Below are 23,900 nucleotides of genomic sequence, written 5' to 3'. Positions count from 1 at the left end.
CAGGTCGGCTACAAGCCCGTCTGCGCGCCCTTGTCCCCGCGCCGCGCGCCGCGGCGCTGAACCAGATAGATGACCAGTCCGATCAGCCCCACCACCAGGCCCATCAGGCAGACCGGACGTGCCGACGCCCACCGGTCGCCGCCCGCCCACACCACCACGGTGGCGATCAGCCACAGCGCGCTGCCGACCGCGAGCACGGGGCGCGGGTCGGTCAGGCGCGGCGGAAGCTGCGGGACGTTCTGTGTCACGGGTCAAGCCTAATCGGCCCGGCTCGGAGGAGTCCGCCGCCCGCGCGAAGACGAGGTGGCCGCACCATGGCGGGAAGCCGCGACCGGCCGCCCTCGGTCCCGTATCGTTTGCCACTGTGACAACGCCATCGGATGTCAGAGCCCTTGCTGGTGAGCTCTCGCTGGCGGTCGTTCGACTGACGCGACACCTGCGCGGCCGTCGTGCCGACTCGCAGATTTCGCTGACTCAACTCTCCGCGCTCGCCACGCTGGCGCGCGAGGGCGCGATGACCCCGGGGGCACTCGCCGCCAAGGAACGCGTCCAGCCTCCGTCGATGACCCGCGTCATCGCCTCGCTCACCGACCTGGATCTGGTAGAGCGCAATCCGCATCCGACCGATGGCCGTCAGATCATCGTCTCGCTGTCCCCGGCGGGGCGCGCGCTCATCGCCGACGAAGCCAGCGCCCGCGAGGCATGGATGACCGAGCAGCTGTCGACGCTCACCGAGGACCAACTCGTCGTGCTCACCCGTGCCGTGGCGATCATGAAGCAGATCGTCGCGGAATCCGAGTAGCGCCACGGCCGCAACGGAGTTCGTCGCATACGCCGCCGAAGGCTCGGATCAACGCTTGGCCCGGATGATTCCGGCGCCCCACCACAGCAGGCCGCCCGCGATGGCCAGGCACAGGACGAAGGCCGGATAGACCAGAACTCCGTAGTCGTCGGCCCATCGGGGCAGGTGTGTGAGCTGGGTGGCCGCGCCGATCAGCAGCAGCACTCCCAAAGTCACCGCGATCGGCGCGAGTGGCGCGGTGTCCGAGTCGGCCCGGCGGGCGGTTCGGTCGGTCATGGTGGAGCCCTCCGTGCGGTCGGCTCGGCGCCCGCTCGGGACGCTGTGGGCACTGGAAATAAATCAGTTACCTTCTAGCTAACCTTCGCACGGAGGTGTGATTTCGTTAACACACTGTGATGCGGATCACAGTGTCGTCGCGAGATGGCGCAGCTCTTCTTCCACGGCGTCGAGCGATGGAAACCCTGGTGGACCTGGTGCTATTGCGCGCCGAACGGCCGATCACTGTCCACGATCTCCCGCCCCAGGGGGAACAGCGAGATCGGTATGAACTTCAGGTTCGCCCAGCCGAACGGAATGCCGATGATCGACAGGAACAGCGGAATGCTGGTGAGCAGATGCCCGAGCGCGAGCCACCACCCCGCGACGATGAACCAGATGATGTTGCCGATCAGCGAGCCCGCGCCCGCGCCGGGCTTCTCCACGGTGGTCCGGCCGAACGGCCACAGCACGTAGGCGGCGATCCGGAACGACGCGATGCCGAAGGGAATCGTGATGATCAGGATGAAGCAGATGATCCCCGCCGCGATGTAGCCGAGCGCCAGCCAGAATCCAGCGAAGACGAGCCACAGGATGTTGAGGATCAGCTGAATCGGCTTCATGAGACCAGCATGCCAGCCCGCGGCCCGCCGCGCGTCGTCAGAAGAACCAACCGAGCATCGCGTCCCGCTCCGCGCGGAAGGCGTCGTCGAAGGTACGCAGCTGCGCGGCGTCTTTCGCCCGCAACCGGTTCGCCGCGGCGAACACTCGCGCGGGATACGCGCCGAGATACATGCTGCCGAGCACGTCGATGCCCAGCTCGATATCGGCCGCGCGATCGGTCGGCTCGCATTCGGCCTCTCCGTTCCGCACGCGCAGTGCGAACGTGCCGCCCGCGTTTCGGAAGGGATCGGTCACCTCTAGCGTCACGTCCAAGTCGCTCGCGTAAGCGCGTGCTGTCAGTGCCGCCGGGACGTCCATCAGTCGCAGCCACAGCCCGTCGTAGCGGGCGGTGGTGCGCACCAGGCGGGGATCGGTCAGCAGATAGGGCAGCGGGTCGTGGTCGGTGAGCACGGCATCCACCCGTCGCACCAGGTCGAGTCCGAGCAAGGCCCGCCACAGGGCCGCGTGTGCCTCGGCCGTGACCGTCCGCATCTCGGCGACTTCCACCGTCCGTGCCCTGCCGTCCGCGTGGTACCGATACAGCGCGTAGCCGTCGGCGTGCAGGAGTCCGAACAGGGTGGTGCCGCCCTCCCGGTAGCGTTGCGGATCATCGAACACGATGTCCCAGGCCGCCGCAGGACGTACCTGCGCGCCGGGCACCAGCCTGCGCCATCGGTCGTAGATCGCCTCCGCCGCCGCGCGCAGCTCGCTCGGCGGGCGCAGCGTCACACCGCCGGGATCGGGTGCCGAGGGGAGGAATTCGGCGAAGCGCCGCTCGATGGCCACCGCGTTCTCCCGTGTCGCGGGACCGTAACCGAATCGGCCGTAGATGCCGCCCTCGCTCGCGGTGAACATGGTCAGAGGCAAGCCGTCGGCCTCGACGCGCCGATGCTGTTCGGTGTACATGGCGCGGAGGATGCCGCGCCGTCGGTGCGTCGGTGCGACGCCGACGCCCGCGATGCCGCACACCCGCACGGTCCGCTCGCCGGGCACGGTCACCGTCATGGTGGTGGACTGCGTGTGCCCGACGACCTCTCCACCCTCGACCGCGACGATCGAGTTCTCCGGTGGGAACAGCAGTGGATTCTGGTCCACCTCGGCCGGGTCGTAGCGGGTGCCGAACGAGGTCTCCACCAGCGTCGTGATCGCGGCCGCGTCGTCCGCGGTGGCCGACCGAATGGTGATTCCCGGCAGGGTCATGCCTCGACCATCCCATGCCCGCGTACCTGCCCGCACCGCATTTTCGCCGTCCGCGACCGCGCGGCGAACACCGATTCGGACCCGGCCGCGGCCGCCCGGCAGGATGGAGCGGTGGCCGAAGTGATCGACATCGATGACCCCGCCGACCCACGGGTCGACGACTTCCGCGATCTCAAGTCGGCCGATCGCAGGCCCGATCTACCCGGGCGCAAAGGGCTGGTGATCGCCGAGGGCGTCGTGGTGGTCCAGCGCATGCTCGATTCGCGTTTCGCGCCGACCGCCCTGCTCGGAGTGGAGCGCAGGCGCGCCGAACTCGCCGACGACCTGGTGACCGTCGACGTGCCGTACTACCGCGCCACGGCCGAGGTGATGGCCGAGGTGGTCGGATTCCACCTCAACCGCGGCGTGCTTGCCGTCGCCCGCCGCCCCACCGGTCTCGGCCTGGACGAGGTGATCGAGAAGGCGCGCACGGTCGCGGTGCTCGAAGGCGTCAACGACCACGAGAATCTCGGCGCCATGTTCCGCAATGCCGCCGGGCTCGGCGCCGACGCGATCCTGTTCGGCGACCGCTGCGCCGACCCGCTGTACCGCCGCGCCGTCCGGGTGTCGATGGGACATGTGCTGCGCGTGCCGTTCGCATCCGTGCCGGATTGGCCGGATGGTCTGGATATACTGCGGCGCAAGGGATTCCAGATCATCGCCCTCACGCCCGACCCGGCGGCGGCGAATCTGGCCGCGGCGATGACGGGGGAGCGGGTGGCGTTGTTGCTCGGAGCCGAGGGACCGGGACTGACCGAGGAGGCCATGCGGGCCACCGACGTCCGCGCGCGCATCCCCATGACGCCGGGCACCGATTCACTGAATGTGGCTACCGCGGCCGCGATGGCGTTCTACGAGCGGGTGAGGACGGCGTGACCGGACCGTACCGGCCGTATCCGTCCTACCAGGACCCGACACCGTGGGGCGCGGGCCTCACCGTGGCGTTCCTGGTGGCGCTGCTGTCGGCGGTCGCGGTCTATGCCTTCGGGGCCGCGCTGGCCGAAGTGCATCCGTTACTCGCGGTGGCGGTGAATCTGGTCGCGGCCGGCGGCGCCGCGCCCACCGCATGGCGTTGGCGTTTCGCACCGGTGACACGGTGGGTGATCGGAGGCGGCGCGGCGGGCGTGCTGCTCGGGTGGGTCATATTGCTGCTGGGCGGACTATTCGGTTGACACGGCCGGTGCCGCGGGGCGACGCGGCTAACCGACGGGGTCGTGTCCGCGCAGCCAGCCGAACAGGCCGCGCTTGCGCGAGGTCGTGTGCGCCCCGCCGTCGGTTGAGCCGCGCAGCCCCGAGGTGGGCAGCTTGCCCTTCGGGTGCAGTGCGAACTTGCAGATAGGTATGTCCCCGGGGCCGAGCGCGCCGGATGCGGCGGCCCCGCGGTAGTGGAAACCCAGCCATTCGTTGTTGGCCGCGTCGGCGAAGTCGGGCGGATCGAACGGCAGCGACTGAGGGTCGGGCAGTTCGCCCGCGCGCCAGCGCACCGGATGCTCGCCGGCCCAGTAGGACCGTTCCCATACCAGCGGAAGTCCCTCGTCCTCCAGGATGTACACCCGGGTCGAGCTGAACGACCTGCGGAACTCGCCGCGCTCCCAGTGCGCGAACGCGCCCCAGCCGTGCTCGACGTCGAACGACACCAGGTAGGTGTGCTCCGAGGCCAGCGGACGTACCAGCAACTCCGGGATCTCGGTCGGGTGGATGCGCGCGGCCTGGGCCGAGCACAGCACCGTCACGCCCGGAAAGCAGCCGATGCAGACCTCGTCGATCGCCGGGCCCGCGCAACCAGCCAGCGTGCCTGCCAGGATCGGCTGCACGTCGCGGTCCTGGTGCAGTTGCTTGGCCAGTGCCAGTGCGGCTTGGGGGTCCGGGTTGTGGTTCGCGCGCAGTACCGCCAGGGGGTCCGGTGCGTCGACGTACCAGAGCGACCAAGCCTTGGACAGCATTCCGGCACCTCCCGATAGTCGCACGAATCGAACTCAGCGAACTTCGAGCAACGCACGAAGGCATAGGCCGCGGCATCGCTGCGGTCACCGTCGGCGCTCGTCGTCGACCACACCGAAATCTACTCGCACCGCACCGGCCTCGGTGCGGCTTCGCACCGCGAACGCCGGTTCGTGACCACTGATTTCGCGCGCTTACGCGTCCCGCGATGGGTACCTGGAACCGCGCTGACGTGACTGATCGGTACGACGAAGACCCGCGGTGGCGGGCGGCGCTCAGTGACCCGAGCTGCGTACCCCGAGCAGTACGTCCTCCCAGGACGGCATCGGGGCCTTGCCGCGCTTGCTGCGCGTCGGCTTCGCCGGAGCCTTGGCCGCGGGCTTCGCGGGCTCTTCGGGCGCGGCGGGCGTCGGCGCGGGGGTGTCCACGGTGGCGGCCGGTGGCGCGGCGGCACCGGCGGTAGGCGTCGCGTTGGCGGCGGCCGCGGGAGGCGCGGGAGGCGTAGCCGCGGCGGGCGCCGTGGCGTTGCCCGGCGGGATCGCGGCGGCGCTGCCACCGGCCGCGACGGCCCGCTGTTCGTAGTACTCGTCCAGCGTCGGCTGGCTCTGTCGGCTCGCGGTGCGCGCGGGCGGTGCGGCCGGGGCGGGACGCGGTTCGGCCACCGGCTCCGGCTGCGGCGGCGCGGGCTCGGGTTCCGGAGGCACGATCGTGGCCAGTCCGCGCAGCGCGCGTCCGAAATCCGGATCGATCAGATCGGAGGCCGGGTCGTCGAGCGGAGAAACCGAACCCCCGTGCGCGTCGGGCTGGTAGCGCCAGTGCGCGGCGATCTCGGATCGTCCGTTCTGCCACTGCAACTGGGCGACCCAGTAACCCTTCTCGTCCTTCCAGGCATCCCATTCGGCGCCCTCGATGTTGTGCCCGCGCGCGGTGAACGCGGCGGTGACCACATCGATGAGGATGTCGACGGCGGGACCGTCGGGACGGACCGGGTGGGCCTTCTGGGCGAGTTCGGCGGCGCGGGCTCGCTCCAACAGCACCGGATAGGCGAATCGCTCGACGCGACTGGCCGGCATTCCGGATTCTTCGGTGACCTGTTCCACTGAGGCCCCTGCTCGAATACGGGCCTGGATATCGCGGGGACGCATAGTTGCTTCCATTTCGATCTCGATCTGGCCGAATCGGGCAAGGTCTCCGCGCGCGGCGGCTCGCAGTTTGTCGTCGGCGGGCAGCCGGAACTTCTGACCGGACTCGGTGTCGATACACACGATGTGCGTGGAGTCGGGCGTCACCCCGATCACTCGAAGTTCACGCACCGTTACCTCCTTATCGCGTCGACTCGCGACACCGCCCACTTTCCGAAACAGTAGTGCACATCTGAGATTCATGGGGCAGGACACGCGGCACGGAAATCTCCTCGGAGACGTCCGTGCCCCGCTAATCTGCTCTGTTCGTTCCGCTATGGCTAATTCTGCGGCGTGTCGATCCCGGGCGTGTTGCGCACTCCGGACCGAAATAGGCGGCGCTCAGCCGAGATTCTGCACGACCCAGTCGATGGCGCGGGTCAGCTGGCTGACGTCGTCCGGATCGATCGCCGGGAACATGCCGATACGCAGCTGGTTGCGGCCCAGCTTGCGGTAGGGCTCGGTGTCCACGATGCCGTTGGCGCGCAGGATCTTCGCGACCGCGGCCGCGTCGACCGAGTCGGCGAAGTCGATGGTGCCGACCACCTGCGAGCGGTGCGCCGGGTCCGTGACGTACGGGGTGGCGTATTCGCTCGACTCCGCCCAGGAGTACAGGCGCGAGGAGGAGTCGAGCGTGCGCTTGACCGCCCAGTCCAGGCCGCCGTTGTTGTTGAGCCACTCGATCTGGTCGGCGAACAGCAGCAGGGTGCCCAACGCGGGGGTGTTGTAGGTCTGATCCTTGGTGCTGTTGTCGATCGCGATCGGCAGCGAAAGGAAATCGGGCGTCCAGCGGCCCGACGCCTTGATCTCCTCGACCCGCGCCAGCGCGGCGGGGCTCATCAGCGCGACCCACAGGCCACCGTCGGAGGCGAAGCACTTCTGCGGTGCGAAGTAGTAGACGTCGGCGTCGGTGATGGTCACCGGGAGGCCGCCCGCGCCGGAGGTGGCGTCGATGGCGATGAGCGCGTGGTCCGAGCCCGCGGGACGTCGCACCGGGATGGAGACGCCGGTGGAGGTCTCGTTGTGCGCCCAGCCGATCAGGTCCGCCGAAGGGTCCGACACCGGCTCCGGCGCGCTGCCCGGCTCCGCCGAGACCACGATCGGGTCACCGATGAACGGGTTGCCCTTGGTGACAGCGGCGAACTTCGAGCTGAACTCACCGTTGGTCAGGTGCAGCGAACGCTCCCGGACCAGGCCGAACGCCGCCGCGTCCCAGAAAGCGGTGGTGCCGCCGTTGCCGAGTACCACCTCGTAGCCGTCCGGCAGGCCGAACAGCTCGCGCAAGCCGGAGCGCACGCGCGCCACCACGTCCTTGACCGGCTTCTGCCGATGCGAGGTTCCGAACACCGAGGCGCCGACGTTCACCAGCGACTGCAGCTGCTCCGGGCGCACCTTGGAGGGGCCGCAGCCGAACCGTCCGTCGGCGGGCTTGAGGTCGTCGGGAATGGTCGGAAACGCAGAGGTCATGGCCAACAGGGTAGTCGGTGGTGTCGCTGTGGCGACGCCCACACTCCGGCTAACGTAAGCGCCCATGAGCATGCCGTCAGCTAACTCGGGGTGGCGCCTGCGCCGGCGGGCGCGGAATCTCCGCCTGCGCGGCGCGACGGTCTCGGACGCGATGCGGCGGGAGTTGTTGATCCGCGGGGAAGCGGGAACCGCGACGATCCTCGGCGTGCGTCCGCGCCGCACCGAACCGGGACACGTGTTCTGGGTCCGCGTGCAGCTGGCCGGCGAGTTCCCCTACGAGAGCCGGGTGCGGCAGCGAGTGCCGGACGCGGACCTGGAATGGATGCGGCCTGGTGACGTGGTGTGCTGCCGGGTGGACCCGCGCGACCGCGATCGCCTGGTCCTGTACGTGCCCGACCTCGAAGAAGCGGGCCGGGCGAGCATCGCGAAGATCCTCGCCGACGGCCGCCGCGCCGACGCCACCGTGCTCGCCGCCGCGCCGGTCGCGGCCGACTACTCCGGTCGTGACGACCCGGTGCTGCGGCTGGACCTCGAACTGCGCGCCTGGGACGAACCCAAGCCGTGGCGGGTACGGCTGGTCCAGCCGGTGCCGCTGCACGCCCTCCGGCTGGTCGACCTGGGCAGGCATCTGGAGGTCGCCTTCTTCGAAGTGGACCGCGGCGACACGGTCGCCGTCGACTGGGTCGCCTCGCTCGAGGAGTAAACCTCTGGCGAATACGGTCGAGCGGCTACAGGTGCACGAAGGTGAAACCCATGGCGCGAATCTTCGGCAGCGCCGCGATCATCCCCGCTCCGGTTCCGGAGCGCGGCCGATGCATATGGGCCAGTGAAATAGCGCCGGGCGCGGCCGCATTCATCGCCGATTGCACTTGAGTGGCCGACGCGGTCGCGCCGAAATCGGCGTTGATACTGAAACCGACCGGGGTTTCGCCCAATTCGTTGACGATGGACACCGCGACGTCGTCGTAATGCGCGGTGCCCGCGCGGAAGAATCGCGGCGGCTTGCCGGTGATCGTGGTGAGCAACTCGTGGTTGGCCCACACTTCGTCGGCCGCCTCCCGCGCCGAAGCGGTTCCCGCGATGCCATAGGCTTCGCGGCCGTTCACCGACAGCGGTTTGTGCGCCACACCATGGTTGGCCAGTTCGAAGAGCGGATTCGCCGCCAACTGCGCGGTACGCGCGCGGTTGGCATCGATCCAGCGTTTGTTGAGGAACAACGTCGCCGGAATTCGCTCGCTGATCAGGAAGTTCACCAGCGACTCGTCGATGTCGTTGTTGCCGGTCCCGCCGCAGGCGTCGAAAGTGAGCGCCATCTGTTTGCCCGCGGCGGTGAAAGCACTTGTGATTCCCGCCATCTCGACGCCCCACCGCTTCGGCGAGATCCCGGCGTGCCTGGCGGCGACGGCGACCGGTGTGCCCGCGTCCAGGGACGCGGAGACGGGAGCGGCCCGCATCCCGGTGGTGGCGCCGGGCGCGACCGACGCGCGCGCCTGCGTGAGAGCCGTGTTCTGTGTGGTGCCGCACCCGGTGGCGGCGAATCCTGCGGCCAGAGCGGCGCCGACGCCGAGCATCCGCCGCCTCGATATTCCTTCGTCCAGCATCCCTCTAGTCCTCTAGCTTCCCCTCCCGGATGCTACGCGAGCCGGACGTGACGGCGGGACAACAGCTTCCGCCGTCACGTCCGGCTCGCGGTCGTGACGCTGTGGTCGCGCTACGTGTGCGCGATCGTGGCCCAGCCCTCGACGTCCTCGGGCCTGCGCGGGGAGGGGCCGGTGTAGATGGCCGCCGGGCGGACCAGCTTGCCCAGCTGCTTCTGCTCCAGGATGTGCGCGCACCAGCCCGCGGTGCGGCCGCAGGTGAACATGGCGGGCATCATGTGCGCGGGCACCTCGGCGAAGTCCAGGATCACCGCGGCCCAGAACTCCACGTTGGTCTCGATGGCGCGGTCCGGACGGCGTTCGCGCAGCTCCGCCAGGGCGGCCTGCTCCAGTGCGGCGGCGACTTCGTAGCGCGGCGCGGCCAGCCGCTTCGCGGTGGCGCGCAGCACGCGGGCGCGCGGGTCCTCGGCCCGGTAGACCCGGTGACCGAAGCCCATCAGCTTCTCCTTGCGGTCCAGGATGCCCTTGACCAGCGCGCGCGCGTCGCCGGTGCGCTCGACCTCTTCGATCATCGGCAGCACGCGCGCGGGCGCGCCGCCGTGCAGCGGGCCGGACATGGCGCCGATCGCGCCGGACAGCGCCGCCGCGACGTCGGCCCCGGTAGAAGCGATCACCCGGGCGGTGAAGGTGGAGGCGTTCATGCCGTGCTCGGCGGCGGAGACCCAGTAGGCGTCGATGGCCTCGGTGTGGCGCGGGTCCGGGTCACCCTTCCAGCGGGTCATGAAGCGCTCGGTGACCGTGGTGCACTCGTCGATCTTCTTCTGCGGGACCGCGGGCTGGTAGATGCCGCGCGCCGACTGCGCGACGTAGGACAGGGCCATCACCGAGGCGCGGGCCAGGTTCTCGCGAGCGGTCTCGTCATCGATGTCAAGCAGCGGCTGGTAGCCCCAGATCGGCGCGAGCATGGCCAGCCCGGCCTGCACGTCCACGCGCACGTCACCGGTGTGCACCGGGAGCGGGAACGGCTCGGCGGGCGGTAGACCGCGCCCGAACGATCCGTCGACAAGTAGCGCCCACACGTCACCGAAGGTCACCCGGCTCCCGACCAGGTTCTCGATGTCGACTCCGCGGTAGCGCAGCGCGCCGCCGTCTTTGTCCGGTTCGGCGATGTCGGTGGTGAAAGCCACCACGCCCTCGAGGCCACTGACGAAATCGCTGGGAACGGTGGCCTGCCCACCGGAAACCGCGGGGCTGGTAGTCATGTCGCGACTCTCCTTGCACTTGGGTCGCATGTTCTCGCCGATGGGAAGTTGTCGGATTTGACGAGCACATGCCGATCATCAAAACCTTAGCTCCCCGCTACCGAAGAGTAACGTCTGCCCCATGCGTGACCTGGACAATTCATCGGATCTCGCGGCCATGCGGGTCGACTACGGCGGCCTACCGCACGGCGGCAACGACGACGTCGACTTGGACGAGACCTGGCTCGCCGGCGGCTGGGAGCCGCTGCTGCGACATTGGATCGAACAGGCCACCGCGGTCGGCATCGCCGAACCCAACGCGATGGTGCTGGCCACGGTGTCGCTGGCCGACGGCACGCCGCGGCCGGTCGCGCGGACGGTGCTGTGCAAAGGGCTCTCCCCGGAGGGTGTGATCTTCTACACGAACTACGACTCGGCCAAGGGCGCTCAGTTGACCGCCCTCCCGTATGCCGCGGTCACCTTCGTCTGGCCCGCGCTGGGCAGGCAGGTGCACTTGCGCGGCGCGGTCGAGCGGGTTTCCGCCGAGACGACGGTGGCCTACTGGCGTTCCAGGCCGCGGGACTCGCAGCTGGGCGCATGGGCCTCGCGCCAGTCCCAGCCGATCGGCTCCCGGGCCGAACTGGATCGCACGCTGGCCGAGACGACCGCGCGATTCGCCGATACCGACGAGATCCCGGTGCCGCCGCACTGGGGCGGTTTCCTGGTCCGTCCCGACGAGGTCGAGTTCTGGCAGGGACGGCGCGGCCGGTTGCACAACCGCATCCGGGTGCGGATCCAGGACGCGGGGACCACGGTCGAGCGCTTACAGCCCTGACGTATTCCCAGCGCGGGCGTGAGAATTCTCGCGTCGATCCGGAGGGGAGGACTGATTACGCTGCGGCGGTGAAACTGCTCGCCGACACCACTCCGCTGCGCAATCCGGACTTCCGACGCCTCTGGAGCTCGGGCATCGTCACCATGATCGGCGCGCAGTTGTCCGTGGTCGCGGTTCCGCAGCAGATCTTCCAGATCACCGGCAGTTCCGGTTACGTCGGCTTGGCCGGTCTGTTCGGCTTGGTGCCACTGATCGTGTTCGGCCTGTGGGGCGGCGCGCTCGCCGACGTGCTGGATCGGCGCAGGCTCCTGCTGATCACCAACTCGGGCACCGGCCTCACCGCCCTGGCCTTCTGGTTGCAAGCGGTGGCAGGGGCGGACAACGTGTGGCTCGTGCTCGGCCTGTTCGCCGTGCAGCAGGCGTTCTTCGCGGTGAACCAGCCCACCCGCAGCGCCACCATCCCCCGCCTGTTGCCGGAAGGCCAACTGGCCGCCGCGAATTCGCTGAACATGACGGTGATGCAATTCGGCGCCATCGCGGGTCCGGTGCTGGCGGGGGTGCTCATTCCCGTCGTCGGGCTCGCCACGCTCTACCTGATCGATGCGGTCGCGCTGCTGGCCACGTTGTGGGCGGTCTGGCGGCTGCCCGAGTTGCCGCCGACCGGAACGGTGCGCCGCGCCGGATTCCGCACCGTGCTGGACGGTTTCGGTTACCTCGCCACGCAACGGGTGCTGCTGGCGTCGTTCGCGGTGGACGTGATCGCCATGGTGTTCGGCATGCCGCGCGCGCTGTTCCCGCAGATCGCGCACGAGACCTTCGGCGACCCGGCGACCGGTGGCGTCGCGCTCGGCCTGCTGTTCGCCTCGATGTCGGCGGGCGCGGTGCTCGGCGGCGTGTTCTCCGGGTGGATTCCGCGCATCCGCAGGCAGGGCTTCGCGGTGCTGGTCTGCATCGCGCTGTGGGGGCTGGCCATGGTCGGCTTCGGCCTCGCCGTCGGGCTCACCGGCCACGGTCTCGGTCTCGGCGCCGGGCTGTGGATTGCGTTGGTGTGCTCGGCCTTCGGCGGCGCGGTGGACATGGTCTCGGCCGCGCTGCGGGTCACGATGCTGCAGACGGTGGCCACCGACGAGCTGCGCGGGCGGCTGCAAGGGGTGTTCACCGTGGTGGTCGCGGGCGGCCCGCGCATCGGTGATGTTGCCCACGGTTTCGCGGCAGCGAGCCTGGGTACCGCTGTAGCCGCGGCGGGCGGCGGTGCGCTCGTGGTGGTGGGTGTACTGATCGCGGCGGTCGCGTTTCCGGCCTTCACGCGTTACCGTGTCGGTCGCGCTCCTGCCGAAATCGCCGTGTGACGTGCAGTGCTAACGCTTGGCGACCGCGTTTCGCGGTAGCCACCGGACCTCACCGCGCCGGGACGTGTTTGTGAGCCGCCGCAGGACTACCCTCCGGTATTGTCCGCGTCGGCCAACGGCTAGCGTTGAGGCAAGCGCATCGTGCGCCACCGCGCCGGTGCCTGTGGTTCTAGCCTGAGAGGGATCCTTCCGTGCCCGCTGAGAACATCATCAACGTCGACGACGACGCCAAGCCGGTCCTTTCCTACCCCGGCGGCGAGTTCCCGATGACGGTCACCAGGGCCGCCGAGGGCAACGACGGGATCGAGCTGGGAAAGCTGCTGGCCAGCACCGGGTATGTGACGTACGACCCGGGCTTCATGAACACCGCCCCGACCAAGTCGGCGATCACCTATATCGACGGTGAGGCGGGCATCCTGCGCTACCGCGGCTACCCGATCGACCAGCTCGCGGCGGCCTCGACCTTCATCGAGGTCAGCTACCTGCTGATCTACGGCGAGCTGCCCACGCAGGCCCAGCTCGAGGACTTCACCGACCGCATCCGCAGGCACACCCTGCTGCACGAGGACCTGAAGCGGTTCTTCGACGGCTTCCCGCGCAACGCGCACCCCATGCCGGTGCTGTCCTCGGCGGTGAACGCCCTGTCGGCCTACTACCAGGACTCACTGGACCCGCGCGACCCCGAACAGGTCGAGCTGTCCACCATCCGGCTGCTGGCCAAGCTGCCCACCATCGCGGCCTACTCGTACAAGAAGTCGGTCGGCCAGCCCTTCCTCTACCCGGACAACTCGCTGAGCCTGGTGGAGAACTTCCTGCGGATGACCTTCGGCTTCCCGGCCGAGCCCTACGAGGTGGACCCCGAGGTCGCCGCGGCGCTGGACATGCTGCTCATCCTGCACGCCGACCACGAGCAGAACTGCTCCACTTCGACCGTGCGCCTGGTCGGCTCGTCCGACGCCAACCTGTTCACCTCGGTGTCCGGCGGCATCAACGCGCTGTGGGGCCCGCTGCACGGCGGCGCGAACCAGGCCGTGCTGGAGATGCTCGACGGCATCAAGGCCAGCGGCAGCGACGTCAAGGAGTTCATCCGCAAGGTCAAGAACAAGGAAGACGGGGTGAAGCTCATGGGCTTCGGTCACCGCGTCTACCGCAACTACGACCCGCGCGCCTCGATCGCCAAGAAGCACGCCGACGCCATCCTGAGCAAGCTCGGCGGCCACGACGAGCTGTTCGACATCGCCCAGGCCCTGGAAGAGGCCGCGCTCACCGACGACTACTTCATCGAGCGCCGCCTGTACCCGAACGTCGACTTCTACACCGGCGTCATCTACAAGGCGATGGGCTTCCCGACCCGCATGTTCACCGTGCTGTTCGCGATGGGCCGGCTCCCCGGCTGGATCGCGCACTGGCGCGAAATGCACAGCGAGCCGCTGAAGATCGGCCGTCCCCGGCAGATCTACACCGGCTACGGCGCTCGCGATTACCGCGAGATCAACAATCGCTGACGAAATCCATCCACCATCTATCGAAGGGGATAGCCGAATGACCAAACCGGAGATCGAGTTCCAGGCAGGGCCCGCGCCCACCGAGCTGGTGATCAAGGACATCATCGAGGGCGAGGGCAAAGAAGCCGTGCCCGGCGGCACCGTGGAAGTGCACTACGTGGGCGTCGAATTCGAATCCGGCGAAGAGTTCGACTCGTCGTGGAACCGCGGCGAGTCCATCACCTTCCCGCTGCGCGGCCTGATCCAGGGCTGGCAGGACGGCATTCCCGGGATGAAGGTCGGCGGTCGTCGTCAGCTGACCATCCCGCCGGAGCTGGCCTACGGCGGGGCTGGCGGCGGTCACCCCCTGTCCGGCAAGACGCTGGTCTTCGTGATCGACCTGCTGAACGCCAACTAGTCTGGCGGCGCCGCGTGTTCGCGGCCCTCTTATGGCTCGCGTATGGCCCGTCTTCTTAGAAGAAGACGGGCCATCGTCGTATCTACTTCCTGACGATCTCGACCGGGTCGGTCAGGGCCGCTGCCAGCGCTGCTTGCTGGGTGCTGCTGCGTTGCGGCAGCGCGGCCACCGCCTTGTCGGTTTGCGTGCTCAGGTTGCGCACGATGTTCTGTAGCTGGCTCACACCGCCGGTGAGCTGGCCGATGGCGCCGACCAGTTGAGCGCCGCCCTGTTCGGCGAGCTGCGGGAGGCCCTCGGCGAGTTTCGCGCCTTCGGACAGTTGCGCGCTCGCGCTGGTCAGGCGGTCGACGACGGTGCGGAGCAGGGTGCCGAGATCGGTGTCGGGGTCGACCGCGCCGCCGACGAGCGAGCCGAGGCCGGTCAGCTGGGATCCCGCCTGCGCGGACACGCCGCGCAGCGCTTCCAGCTTCCCGATGATGTCGGCGAGTGCCGGGTCGCTCGCGAACGGCAGCGCGCGCAGCAGCGGCAGGATCTGGTCGAGTCCGCCGCTCACCGTGTTCGCCGTTCGTTCCACCTGCGCGATCGTGATTCCGGTCGAATCGAGGGCCGCGGCGAGCCGGCCCGCTTGCGCGGCGGCGCCGTCGACGGTGGAGTTCAGCAACGCGATGGCCGAAGTGAGTTGCGCCGATCCGGATTTCGCGAACTCCAGGAAGCCGAGCAACTGATCTGCGCCGGAGCTGAACTGGTCGGCTCCCGCGGCGGCCGCCTCGACGCCCGCGTTGAGCAACTGGGCGCTGAACTGCACCTGCGACATCTGCGACCTGGCCTGTGCGACGGCGGTGAGCGCGGCGTCGACGCCTGCCGCGCCGATCCGGTGCGTCACCGCGGTCATCGCGCCGTGCACCAAGTCGGCGTCGGCGTGTTCGTTCGTGTCCACGGTGACCTTGGCCCGCTTCGGTTCGGGCCCGGCCAAAGTGCCCATAGACGCCGTGAGGTCGGCGGGCAGCGTGATCACCGCGGCGTAGTCGTCGGTGTTCGCCTCACCCGGCGCCGCGGCGGTCCATTCGTAGCCGCCCGCGTCCTGCAACGCCTTGACCACGCGCGCCCCTGTCGGCCCGGCATCGGCATTGACCAGCGCGATCCCCGTCGGCCCCCGATCCGTCCCGGTCCATGCGGTGAGCCCGGCGCCGAGCGCTCCAGCTGCGACGAGGGCGACGACGAGAAGGCCCCAGCGGGCGCGTTTTCCGATCACGCCGCAGACCCTAAACGCGAGTTCTGGCGCCCCCCTTGGCGTTTCTCTGAGAGTTGTCTAAGTTGCCGACCGCTCTGGTAAGTCCAGGACCAAGCGGATGCCGCCGAGCGTACCCGCGTCGAAATAGGCCCGGCCGCCGTGGAGTTGGGCCTGCTGAGCGACCAGAGCGAGGCCGAGTCCGGACCCACCCTTGCTCGCCTGGCTGCCGCGGAAGAAGCGGTCGAAGACGGCCTCGCGCTCCTGCGGCGGGATGCCGCGCCCGTTGTCATCGATCGAGATCACGATGTGGCCGTCGGGCGCACGGTGCGCCGAGACCAGGGCCTCGGTCGCTCCGCCGTGTTTGACCGAGTTGGCCAGCGCGTTGTCCACCGCCAACCGCAGCCCGGCGGGCAGGCCGCGGGTGACCAGCTCGGCGTCGGAATCGATGCGCACGACCAGGCCGGGGAAGTGCCGCATGGCATCGTGCGCGGCTTGGTCGCACAGGTCGCCGACGTCGGTAGCGACGTGGTCGCGCTCATTGGTCAGGTCGCCGGTGGCCAGCCGCTCCAGCGCCGCGAGCGTGCTCTCCACCCGGCCCTGGCTGCGTTGCAGGTCGCCCAGGATCTCCGACCGCTGCGACTCGTCCAGGTCGAGTGTGCGCAGTACCTCGAGATCGGTGCGCATCGCGGTCAGCGGGGTGCGCAGTTCGTGGGCGGACACGGCGGCGAAGTCGCGGGCGGTCTCCAGTGCGGCGGCGGTCTGCGCCTGCGCCTGGTCCACCCGCTGCAACATGGTGTTTACCGCGTCGGCCAATTGCTCCGCCTCGTGCACGCCCGCACCCTCCACCGGCGCCTGCGGATTGCTCGGATCGGGAAACGCGCTGCGTGCGCCCACCTGCCGAGTGAGCCGGACGATCGGGCGCACCGCAGCGCCCGCGAGCAACCAGCCGAGCCCGGCGGCGGCGGCGATGGCCAGCAGCGCGCCGCCGAGCACCCATCGTTGCTGCTCGGCGGTGGCCTCGGCCGCGTCCGCGGCGGGTATGCCGATTGCGACCACGCGGCCCGCGGGCTGCTTCTCGGTGGTGGTCAGGATCCGGTAGGGGGTGCCGCCCACCGGCACCGTGCGGGAGCCGGTGGGCAACTCGGGTAGTTCCGTGGGCGTGCTCGCGACCACCTCGCCGTTGTCCCGGACGGTCACCGCCATGTTGTTGTTCAAGCCGGTCAGGCTGATGAACCGGACGGCGATCTGCGGCTCGATCAGCACGATTCGCGCCGCGACGTCGAGTTGCTGGTCGGATTGCCGCACGTTGTTGCGCTCGATGGCGCGGATGCTGATCAGGCTGATCAGCGTCACGATGATGATCGCGCCCGCGGCTGCCGCGCCCGCGACGCGGGTGCGCAGCGAAAACGATCGGCGCCGACGGGTTTTCGGCGGTGCGGCGGCGGGCACCGTCATTTCGGCGCTCGCAGCACGAACCCGACGCCGCGGATCGTGTGCAGCAACCGGGGAGTGCCGTCCACCTCGAGTTTGCGGCGCAGATAGCCGACGAACACGTCCACCACATTGGTGTCGGCGGCGAAGTCGTAGCCCCACACCAGTTCCAGCAGACGTTCCCGGCTCAGCACCACTCCGACGTTCCTGGCCAGCGTCGACAGCAGTTCGAATTCCCGCTTGGTGAGTTCGATCTCGCGGCCGTGCAGCAGCGCGCGGTAGCCGGCGACGTCCACCTCGAGCGGGCCGATGGCGACCGCTCCCGGGGTCGCGGGGGCTGGTACGTCCGACCGCCTGCGCAGCAGCGCCCTGATCCGGACCACCAGTTCCTTCAGCACGAATGGTTTGACCAGATAGTCGTCGGCGCCGGACTCCAGCCCAGCGATGCGGTCGTCCACCGACGCGCGGGCGCTGAGCACACAGATCGGCACCTCGTTGCCCATCGCGCGCAAGGCGGTCACCACGCCCGCGCCGTCGAGCACCGGCATGTTCATGTCCAGCACGATGGCGTCGGGCGCGTTCTCGTTCACACTGCGCAACGCCTGTGCGCCGTCCCTGGCCACCAGGACTTGGAAGCCGGACAAACGCAGCCCGCGCTCGACCGAGGCGAGCACGTCCTCGTCGTCGTCGACGACGAGAACCGTCGGGTTCGAGGTCGAGGTCACGTCGTCCATTCTGCTCCCCGCCTCCGTGAATCTTCGGTCGTGCGAGTCGGCGCGCGGACTCGCGTTCGGAACCAGGGGATGACCCGCCGGAATACGGAAATGCCCGGCGAGTCACCCATGTTTCCGCGGGATCAGTAGTTGTGGCAGGTCTCCGCCACGACGCGGATGGTGTCGCGCAACTGCGCGGTCCGCGGGTCGTTCTCCGCCTGGCGCGCCGCGTCCGGGTTCTCGTCGATGGCCCGCCGCAATTCGGCCCTGCGCTGCTCGACCGGCTGGTCGAACTTGCGTTGCAACTCGGCCTTCTGGTTCGGGTTCGCGTCGAGCATCGCGGCCAGCTGCGGCGCCTTGTCGTGCAGGGCCGCGTCGACCTGGGCGAACGAGCAGTCCGAGGTCAGCAGGGGCTCGGCGTATTCCATCGGGCCCGCGGCGGCGATAGCGGGGCTCAGTAGCAACGTGACCGTGGCGATTCCACCTGCTGCCGCGGCGGCGACGGCGGGGCGGCCTACGGAACGTTTCATGTCTCTGCCTCCAGATCATCGAGGGGTTTCGGGCGGTCTCGAGGCTATTTCGAACTGCTGGCACCGACATGAACATCCTCTGAGGAAACTCTGAGGACGTTAACGGCGGTGCGGAAACTCAGGACGGCGCAACCGGATCCACGTCCGGCGCCACTACGTCGTCGGTGTTCTCCGTGCTGTGCGCCGGGTCCCGCCATTCGGGACGCGCCGCGCGGATCTGCTGCTCCAGCGCCACCAGCACCGCCGGATCCTCGATGGTGGAAGGCACCTCGAAAGTCTCGCCGGAGGTGATCTGCCGGATGGTCTTGCGCAAGATCTTGCCGGACCTGGTCTTGGGCAGCGCGGTCACGACGATGGCGTCGTGCAGCGTGGCGATCGCGCCGACGTGGGTGCGCACTCGCTCGATCAGTTCGTCGCGCAGCCGGTCGGGATCGATGTCGACGCCGGACTTGAGCACCACGTACGCCAGCGGCCGGTGCCCCTTGAGTTCGTCGGGCAGCCCGATGACGGCGCATTCTGCGACGGCCTCGTGCCCCGCGATGGCCGCCTCGATACTGCCCGCCGAAAGCCGGTGCCCGGCCATGTTGATCACGTCGTCGCTGCGGCCGAGGACGTACAGGTAGCCGTCCTCGTCGAAGTAGCCGGAGTCGCCGGTGAGGTAGTGGCCGGGATACGCGGAGAGATAGGAGCGCTCGTACCGGGCCTCGTCCCGCCAGAGGCCGGTCAGCGTGCCGGGCGGCAGCGGCAGACCGATGACGATGTTGCCTTCGGTGTTCGGCGCCACCGCGTTGCCGGAGGAATCGAGCACGCGTAGTCGATAGCCGGGCACCGGTACCGAGGCCGAGCCCGGTTTGATCGGCAGCTGCTGCAGGCCGAGCGGGTTCGCGCAGACCGGCCAGCCGGTCTCGGTCTGCCACCAGTGATCCACGACGGGGCAGTCCGAGCGGCCCGCGAGCAGGGTTTCGTCGGCCCAGGCGTAGGTGGCCGGGTCCAGGCGTTCGCCCGCGCAGAACAGCGCGCGCAGGGAGGACAGGTCGTGGCGGTGGGCCAGCTCGGCCTCGGGGTCGGCCTTGCGGATGGCGCGTAGCGCGGTCGGGGCGGTGAACAGCACGTCGACCTTGTGCTTGTCCACCACCCGCCAGTACGCGCCCGCGTCCGGGGTGCCGACCGGCTTGCCTTCGTACAGCAGCGTGGTGGCTCCGACCAACAGCGGCGCGTAGACGATGTAGGAGTGCCCGACCACCCAGCCCACGTCGGAGGCGGCCCACATCACCTGGCCCGCGTCGACGTCGTAGATGTTGCGCATCGACCAGGCCAGGGCGACCGCGTGCCCGCCGTTGTCGCGGACCACCCCCTTCGGCTTCCCGGTGGTGCCGGAGGTGTAGAGGATGTAGAGCGGATCGGTCGCGGCGACCGACACCGGGTCGGCCCGCGGCGCGTCGCGGACGGCGTCGTCCCAGTCGAGCCACTGCGCGGCCACGGTCTCCGCCGAACTCGGCAGGTACTCGGTGGCGGGCTGCGGCGCGGGAAAGTGGATCGTGTCGAACTGCGGCCGCTGCTTGACGATCACCGTGCGCGGCGCGGTCGTCTCGGCGAGATCCAGCGCGTGCAGCACGATGGGCGGGTATTCGATCTGCTTGCCCGGTTCCAGGCCACCGGACGCTGTGATGATCAACACCGGCTCGGCGTCATCGATGCGCGCGGCCAGCTCCGGGGCCGCGAAGCCGCCGAACACCACCGAGTGCACCGCGCCGATGCGGGCGCAGGCCAGCATCGCGATCACCGCTTCGGGGATCATCGGCAGGTAGATCACCACGCGATCGCCCGCGGCGACGCCCAGCCGCGCCATCGCCCCAGCGAACCGCGACACCTCGTCGAGCAGCTCGGCGTAGGTGTAGACAACGGTGGCGTCGGTCATAGCCGAGTCGTATATCAGTGCGGGCTGGTCGGCGCGGCTCGGCGAGTCGGGGGTGGTGGGGTGGACGTGGCGGTCGAGCGCGTTGAAGGAGGTGTTGAGCCGGGCGCCGGAGAACCACCTGGCTACCGGGCGGGCGCCGCTGTCGACGATCTGCGTCGGCGGCACGTCCCAGTCGATCGCTTCGGCCGCGCCGGCCCAGAACTCGGCTGGATCCACCAAGCTGGTCTGGTAGGCCGGTCGGTACTCGTGCCGCACGTTCAACCCCGTGACTCCCTAGCCTCGCCTCGATGCCCGCCTCGATAGATCTGGTTGATTGTGGCAGACTTCACGCGACGCCCGGGTGGGTGCCGCTACCTTTGGTTTTGCCTGGAACCGGCAGGTCAATGATCGCGACATCACGCCCCGTCACCCAAGAAGTTATTGATCCGTTAGAATCTGATGTCACTTATTTGGGCCGTCGTAGACGCAATTTCTCGGCCAGCCGCAGCTCTCGGCCAGCTCCACCTGTCGAGCCAAGCACGCGATTGTGGAGGTTCGGTTGATGGCGCGTGGTAGAGGCCAGTTTGGAAAGTGAGTGGGAGATGCGTGACGCCGCTAGCTCCGGCAGTAGCCGCTGGGCGCTGGGCAACTGGGACCTGCGCTGGAAGGTGACGGCGGTCCTCGCCGTGCCTCTCGCGGTCGCGGTCGGCCTCGGCGTATCCAGGATCTCGTCGGAGTTCGCGGACTCGAACCGGCTCGCCGACATCTCGGACAACGTCGCCGCCATCCCCTCGGTCACCGCGCTCAGCGCGCAGACCGCCACCACAGCGGGCTCGCAGATGATCTCGCTGGGGTCCAACCAGTCCGTGGTGACCGACCAGAACCTGGCGGACCTGGACAAGGCGATCGCCAACGCCGAGAAGGCGGTCGGCAAACTCGACGGCGTACCGGGCGCGCGCGCGGCCATCGACAGCATGCTCACCCAGGCCAAGGGGGTGCGCGCCCAGGGCAAGTCGGTCTCCACCGGACCGCCGTCGGACACCCTCGCGCTGATCGACCGGGTCCGCAGCGACAGCGTCCGGATCGTCGAGACGACGGTCGGCCAGGTCAGCGACACCGCGGTGGACGCGGCCAAACTGCGGCTGGTCGACTCGCTCAACACCCGTGCAACCCTGGTCAGTGAGCTCGCCGCCTTCCCCGAGGTGCTGCGCGCCCAGCAGTCCGGCGTTCAGAACTTCCTCATCGCCTCCAACACCGAGCGCGCGCTGCTCAACGTGCTCGCGCACCGCTTCGCCGACGGCGACACCTCGATCGCCGACCTGCGCGCGGGCATCGACACCAGGATCGCGCTGCTGACCAGCCCGCAGTCGCAGGCGGGCCAGCTTCCGGTCGGTGACCTGAAGAAGTCGCTGACCGACAGCCTCGCGGTGTACGAGCACGTCGTCGGCAAGGCGACCAAGGACATCGACTCCGCTATGGACTCGCTGGTGACCACCGCCCAGCGGGACGCGTGGACCTATACCGCGGTCGTCATCGCGACCATCCTCGCCGCGCTGCTGCTCGCGGTCTTCGTGGCCCGCTCGATGATCGTCCCGCTGCACCGGCTGCGGTTGGCCGCGCTGCGCGTGGCCGAGAGCGACCTGCCGCACGAGGTCGCCCAGCTCCGCACCGGCGCCTCGCCGGAAGAGGTGCCGCTGGAGCCGATGCCGGTGCGTAGCACCGAGGAGATCGGTCAGCTCGCCCGCGCGGTCGACGACATCCACGGCCAGGCGCTGCGCCTGGCGAGTGACCAGGCGAAGATGCGTTCGCAGGTCAACGACATGTTCGAGACCTTGGCGCGGCGGTCGAAGTCGCTCGTCGACCATCAGCTCACGCTCATCGAGGCGATGGAGTACGACGAGAAGGACCCGCGCCTGCTGGAGAACTTGTTCCGGCTGGACCATCTCGCCGCCCGTATGCGCCGTAACGGTGACAACCTGCTGATTCTCGCGGGCACCAGGCAGCGCCGCGCCAAGTCCGCCCCGGTCGAGATCGCCGACGTGCTGCGCGCCGCGATCTCCGAGGTGGAGGACTACGAGCGCGTGAAGCTCGGCGCCACGCCGCGCGGTTCGCTGAAGGAACCCGCCGCCTCCGACCTCGCGCATCTGTTCGCCGAGCTGCTCGATAACGCGCTGCGCGCCTCGCCGCCGGAGACCGACGTCAAGTTCACGTTCGCGCAGGCGCACGATCAGGGACTGCTCATCGAGGTGGCCGACCGCGGCATCGGTATGCCGCCCGCCGAGATGGCCGATATCAACCGCCGTCTGGAGCAGACCGCCGAGCCGGGGCCGGACACGGCCCGGCACATGGGTCTGTTCGTGGTCGGCAGGCTCGCCGAGCGGCACGGTCTCACCGTGCGGCTGCGGCCGACCTTCGACACCGCGCGCGATCCGGGCGTGACGGTGACCGTGCACGTGCCCGTCGGACTCATCGTCGCGGGCAAACCGAGCGCGGGGCAGCCCGTCACCCCGCAGCCTTCGCCGCAGGCCGCCGCTCCACAGCGTCCGTCGGCGCCGTCGTCCATGCAGATGCGGGCCGTCCAGCGGACTCCTGGGGGCAATGTCATGGTCACCGTCGATCCCGGGGTGAGCGGCCCGATTCCGGCCGTGAGCGCCAAGCCCACCGCTTCGTCCAGCGGACCGATCCCCACGGGACCGGGTGGACTGCCGCAGCGGCAGCCGGGTTCGGCGATGACGTCGTCCGGTATGCACTCGGAGAACCAGCAGTCGGCTACAAGTCTGCGGCCCACGCCGGGGCAGCCCGCGCCGAGTGGTCCGCAGCGTGGCAAGCTCGCCGCGGCCAGCCTGCCCAAGCGCAACCTCAGCCCCGGCGGTCCGCCGCCGCGCCAGCCCGGTGGGCCCGCCGAGTCGTCCGGTACCGGCCTGCCGTCGCGTGAGCCGAACTCGGGCGAGCTACCGGTGCGTCAGCCGGGCGCCAACGGCGTGCCGCAGCCGAGCACCGGTCTGCCGCAGCGCCAGCCGGGCACCAACGGCGTGCCGCCGCGAGACGCTTCGAAGGGCATGCCGCAGCGGGAATCCGGTTTGGGCGGTCTACCCCAGCGTGAGTCCGCCTCCGGCGGTCTGCCGCAGCGGGAATCGGCCGCGGGTGGTTTGTCGCAGCGCGACTCCGGTTTGGGTGGCTTGCCGCAGCGTGACTCCGGTTTGGGTGGCTTGCCGCAGCGTGAGTCCGCATCTGGCGGCCTGCCGCAGCGTGAGTCGGCGGCGGGTGGTCTGCCGACGCGTGAGCCGGGTGTGACGCGTCTGCCGTCGCGTGAACCGGGCGCCACCGGCCTACCGCAGCGGCAGCCGGGTTCGAACGGTGTGCCGCAGCGTGAGTCGGCGGCGGGAGGTCTGCCGACGCGTGAGCCGGGTGTCACGGGTCTGCCGTCGCGTGAGCCGGGTGTCACGGGTCTGCCGTCGCGTGAACCGGGCGCCACCGGCCTGCCGTCGCGTGAACCGTCCATCGGCCTGCCGTCGCGTGAGCCAGGTGCTACCGGCCTGCCGTCGCGTGAACCGTCCATCGGCCTGCCGTCGCGTGAGCCAGGTGCTACCGGCCTGCCGTCGCGTGAACCGTCCATCGGCCTGCC

At 69.4% G+C, this 23,900-nt stretch carries 23 protein-coding genes; 9 read left to right on the top strand and 14 right to left on the bottom strand.

What is annotated here, in order from left to right; genetic code table 11:
* Nucleotides 1–8: 8 nt before the first annotated feature.
* Nucleotides 9–248 (bottom strand): DUF2530 domain-containing protein, encoded by a 240-nt coding sequence (locus tag ACWESM_RS05930; RefSeq protein WP_355074957.1) that lies wholly within the window; start codon nucleotides 246–248, stop codon nucleotides 9–11.
* Nucleotides 249–364: 116 nt separating this feature from the next.
* Here ACWESM_RS05930 and ACWESM_RS05925 point away from each other — a divergent pair, with 116 nt between their 5' ends.
* Nucleotides 365–802, top strand: coding sequence for a MarR family winged helix-turn-helix transcriptional regulator (locus ACWESM_RS05925; protein WP_355074955.1), 438 nt, complete (start codon nucleotides 365–367; stop codon nucleotides 800–802).
* A 48-nt stretch (nucleotides 803–850) separates the two neighbouring features.
* On the opposite strand, the gene ACWESM_RS05920 is transcribed toward ACWESM_RS05925, so the two are convergent.
* The 3 genes from ACWESM_RS05920 to ACWESM_RS05910 form a co-directional block, all read right to left on the bottom strand.
* Nucleotides 851–1,078 (bottom strand): hypothetical protein, encoded by a 228-nt coding sequence (locus ACWESM_RS05920; protein WP_355074953.1) that lies wholly within the window; start codon nucleotides 1,076–1,078, stop codon nucleotides 851–853.
* 200 nt (nucleotides 1,079–1,278) lie between these two features.
* Nucleotides 1,279–1,680, bottom strand: a complete 402-nt coding sequence (locus ACWESM_RS05915) for a YccF domain-containing protein (protein WP_355074951.1) — start codon at nucleotides 1,678–1,680, stop codon at nucleotides 1,279–1,281.
* A gap of 37 nt (nucleotides 1,681–1,717) precedes the next feature.
* Complete coding sequence (locus ACWESM_RS05910) at nucleotides 1,718–2,920, bottom strand: GNAT family N-acetyltransferase (RefSeq protein WP_452491043.1); 1,203 nt, start codon at nucleotides 2,918–2,920, stop codon at nucleotides 1,718–1,720.
* A gap of 111 nt (nucleotides 2,921–3,031) precedes the next feature.
* On the opposite strand from ACWESM_RS05910, the gene ACWESM_RS05905 reads away from it, so the two are divergent.
* Nucleotides 3,032–3,835 (top strand): TrmH family RNA methyltransferase, encoded by an 804-nt coding sequence (locus ACWESM_RS05905; RefSeq protein WP_397275047.1) that lies wholly within the window; start codon nucleotides 3,032–3,034, stop codon nucleotides 3,833–3,835.
* The gene (locus tag ACWESM_RS05900; protein ID WP_355074945.1) at nucleotides 3,832–4,131 is read left to right on the top strand and encodes a DUF2537 domain-containing protein; all 300 of its coding nucleotides are present in this window, start codon (nucleotides 3,832–3,834) and stop codon (nucleotides 4,129–4,131) included. The genes ACWESM_RS05905 and ACWESM_RS05900 overlap by 4 nt, the downstream gene beginning before the upstream one ends.
* 27 nt (nucleotides 4,132–4,158) lie before the next feature.
* On the opposite strand, the gene ACWESM_RS05895 is transcribed toward ACWESM_RS05900, so the two are convergent.
* The 3 genes from ACWESM_RS05895 to serC all read right to left on the bottom strand — a co-directional run bounded on the left by ACWESM_RS05895 (nucleotide 4,159) and on the right by serC (nucleotide 7,548).
* Nucleotides 4,159–4,902: a DUF6928 family protein gene (locus tag ACWESM_RS05895; protein ID WP_356963706.1), complete on the bottom strand. Its 744-nt coding sequence runs from the start codon at nucleotides 4,900–4,902 to the stop codon at nucleotides 4,159–4,161.
* A 273-nt stretch (nucleotides 4,903–5,175) separates the two neighbouring features.
* A complete protein-coding gene (gene sepH, locus ACWESM_RS05890) occupies nucleotides 5,176–6,213 on the bottom strand; it encodes a septation protein SepH (RefSeq protein ID WP_364424982.1) in 1,038 nt (345 codons plus the stop codon).
* Nucleotides 6,214–6,423: 210 nt separating this feature from the next.
* A complete protein-coding gene (gene serC / locus ACWESM_RS05885) occupies nucleotides 6,424–7,548 on the bottom strand; it encodes a phosphoserine transaminase (RefSeq protein WP_355074939.1) in 1,125 nt (374 codons plus the stop codon).
* Between the two features lie 64 nt (nucleotides 7,549–7,612).
* On the opposite strand from serC, the gene ACWESM_RS05880 reads away from it, so the two are divergent.
* Nucleotides 7,613–8,251, top strand: a complete 639-nt coding sequence (locus ACWESM_RS05880; protein WP_355074937.1) for a hypothetical protein — start codon at nucleotides 7,613–7,615, stop codon at nucleotides 8,249–8,251.
* A 25-nt stretch (nucleotides 8,252–8,276) separates the two neighbouring features.
* Here ACWESM_RS05880 and ACWESM_RS05875 read toward each other — a convergent pair whose 3' ends face one another.
* Together ACWESM_RS05875 and ACWESM_RS05870 are read right to left on the bottom strand one after the other, a co-directional pair.
* A complete protein-coding gene (locus ACWESM_RS05875) occupies nucleotides 8,277–9,149 on the bottom strand; it encodes a polysaccharide deacetylase family protein (RefSeq protein WP_364424979.1) in 873 nt (290 codons plus the stop codon).
* A gap of 110 nt (nucleotides 9,150–9,259) precedes the next feature.
* Complete coding sequence (locus tag ACWESM_RS05870; protein ID WP_364424977.1) at nucleotides 9,260–10,408, bottom strand: citrate synthase 2; 1,149 nt, start codon at nucleotides 10,406–10,408, stop codon at nucleotides 9,260–9,262.
* Nucleotides 10,409–10,529: 121 nt separating this feature from the next.
* Between ACWESM_RS05870 and pdxH the strand changes: the two genes are divergently transcribed.
* The 4 genes from pdxH to ACWESM_RS05850 all read left to right on the top strand — a co-directional run bounded on the left by pdxH (nucleotide 10,530) and on the right by ACWESM_RS05850 (nucleotide 14,473).
* Nucleotides 10,530–11,222, top strand: a complete 693-nt coding sequence (gene pdxH / locus ACWESM_RS05865; protein ID WP_364424975.1) for a pyridoxamine 5'-phosphate oxidase — start codon at nucleotides 10,530–10,532, stop codon at nucleotides 11,220–11,222.
* Nucleotides 11,223–11,290: 68 nt separating this feature from the next.
* Nucleotides 11,291–12,571, top strand: coding sequence for an MFS transporter (locus ACWESM_RS05860; RefSeq protein WP_355074930.1), 1,281 nt, complete (start codon nucleotides 11,291–11,293; stop codon nucleotides 12,569–12,571).
* A gap of 191 nt (nucleotides 12,572–12,762) precedes the next feature.
* A complete protein-coding gene (locus tag ACWESM_RS05855) occupies nucleotides 12,763–14,076 on the top strand; it encodes a citrate synthase (RefSeq protein ID WP_083880375.1) in 1,314 nt (437 codons plus the stop codon).
* A gap of 37 nt (nucleotides 14,077–14,113) precedes the next feature.
* Entirely contained in the window at nucleotides 14,114–14,473 is a 360-nt protein-coding gene (locus ACWESM_RS05850) for an FKBP-type peptidyl-prolyl cis-trans isomerase (protein WP_355074928.1), read from the top strand.
* Between the two features lie 82 nt (nucleotides 14,474–14,555).
* On the opposite strand, the gene ACWESM_RS05845 is transcribed toward ACWESM_RS05850, so the two are convergent.
* From ACWESM_RS05845 to ACWESM_RS05825, 5 genes are all read right to left on the bottom strand, one after another.
* Entirely contained in the window at nucleotides 14,556–15,725 is a 1,170-nt protein-coding gene (locus ACWESM_RS05845) for a YhgE/Pip domain-containing protein (protein ID WP_364424971.1), read from the bottom strand.
* Nucleotides 15,726–15,782: 57 nt separating this feature from the next.
* Nucleotides 15,783–17,159, bottom strand: coding sequence for a sensor histidine kinase (locus ACWESM_RS05840; protein WP_355074924.1), 1,377 nt, complete (start codon nucleotides 17,157–17,159; stop codon nucleotides 15,783–15,785).
* On the bottom strand, nucleotides 17,156–17,869 hold the full coding sequence (locus ACWESM_RS05835) for a response regulator transcription factor (protein ID WP_355074922.1): 714 nt from the start codon (nucleotides 17,867–17,869) through the stop codon (nucleotides 17,156–17,158). The genes ACWESM_RS05840 and ACWESM_RS05835 overlap by 4 nt, the downstream gene beginning before the upstream one ends.
* 122 nt (nucleotides 17,870–17,991) lie before the next feature.
* Nucleotides 17,992–18,378, bottom strand: coding sequence for a hemophore-related protein (locus ACWESM_RS05830; RefSeq protein ID WP_355074921.1), 387 nt, complete (start codon nucleotides 18,376–18,378; stop codon nucleotides 17,992–17,994).
* Between the two features lie 118 nt (nucleotides 18,379–18,496).
* Complete coding sequence (locus tag ACWESM_RS05825; RefSeq protein ID WP_356963715.1) at nucleotides 18,497–20,557, bottom strand: AMP-binding protein; 2,061 nt, start codon at nucleotides 20,555–20,557, stop codon at nucleotides 18,497–18,499.
* Between the two features lie 320 nt (nucleotides 20,558–20,877).
* Between ACWESM_RS05825 and ACWESM_RS05820 the strand changes: the two genes are divergently transcribed.
* A partial coding sequence (locus ACWESM_RS05820) for an ATP-binding protein (RefSeq protein WP_452491042.1) occupies nucleotides 20,878–23,900 on the top strand: 3,023 nt, incomplete at its 3' end.

The organism is Nocardia sp. NPDC003999 (assembly GCF_053604885.1).
This window is presented reverse-complemented; position numbering and strand designations above follow the sequence as displayed.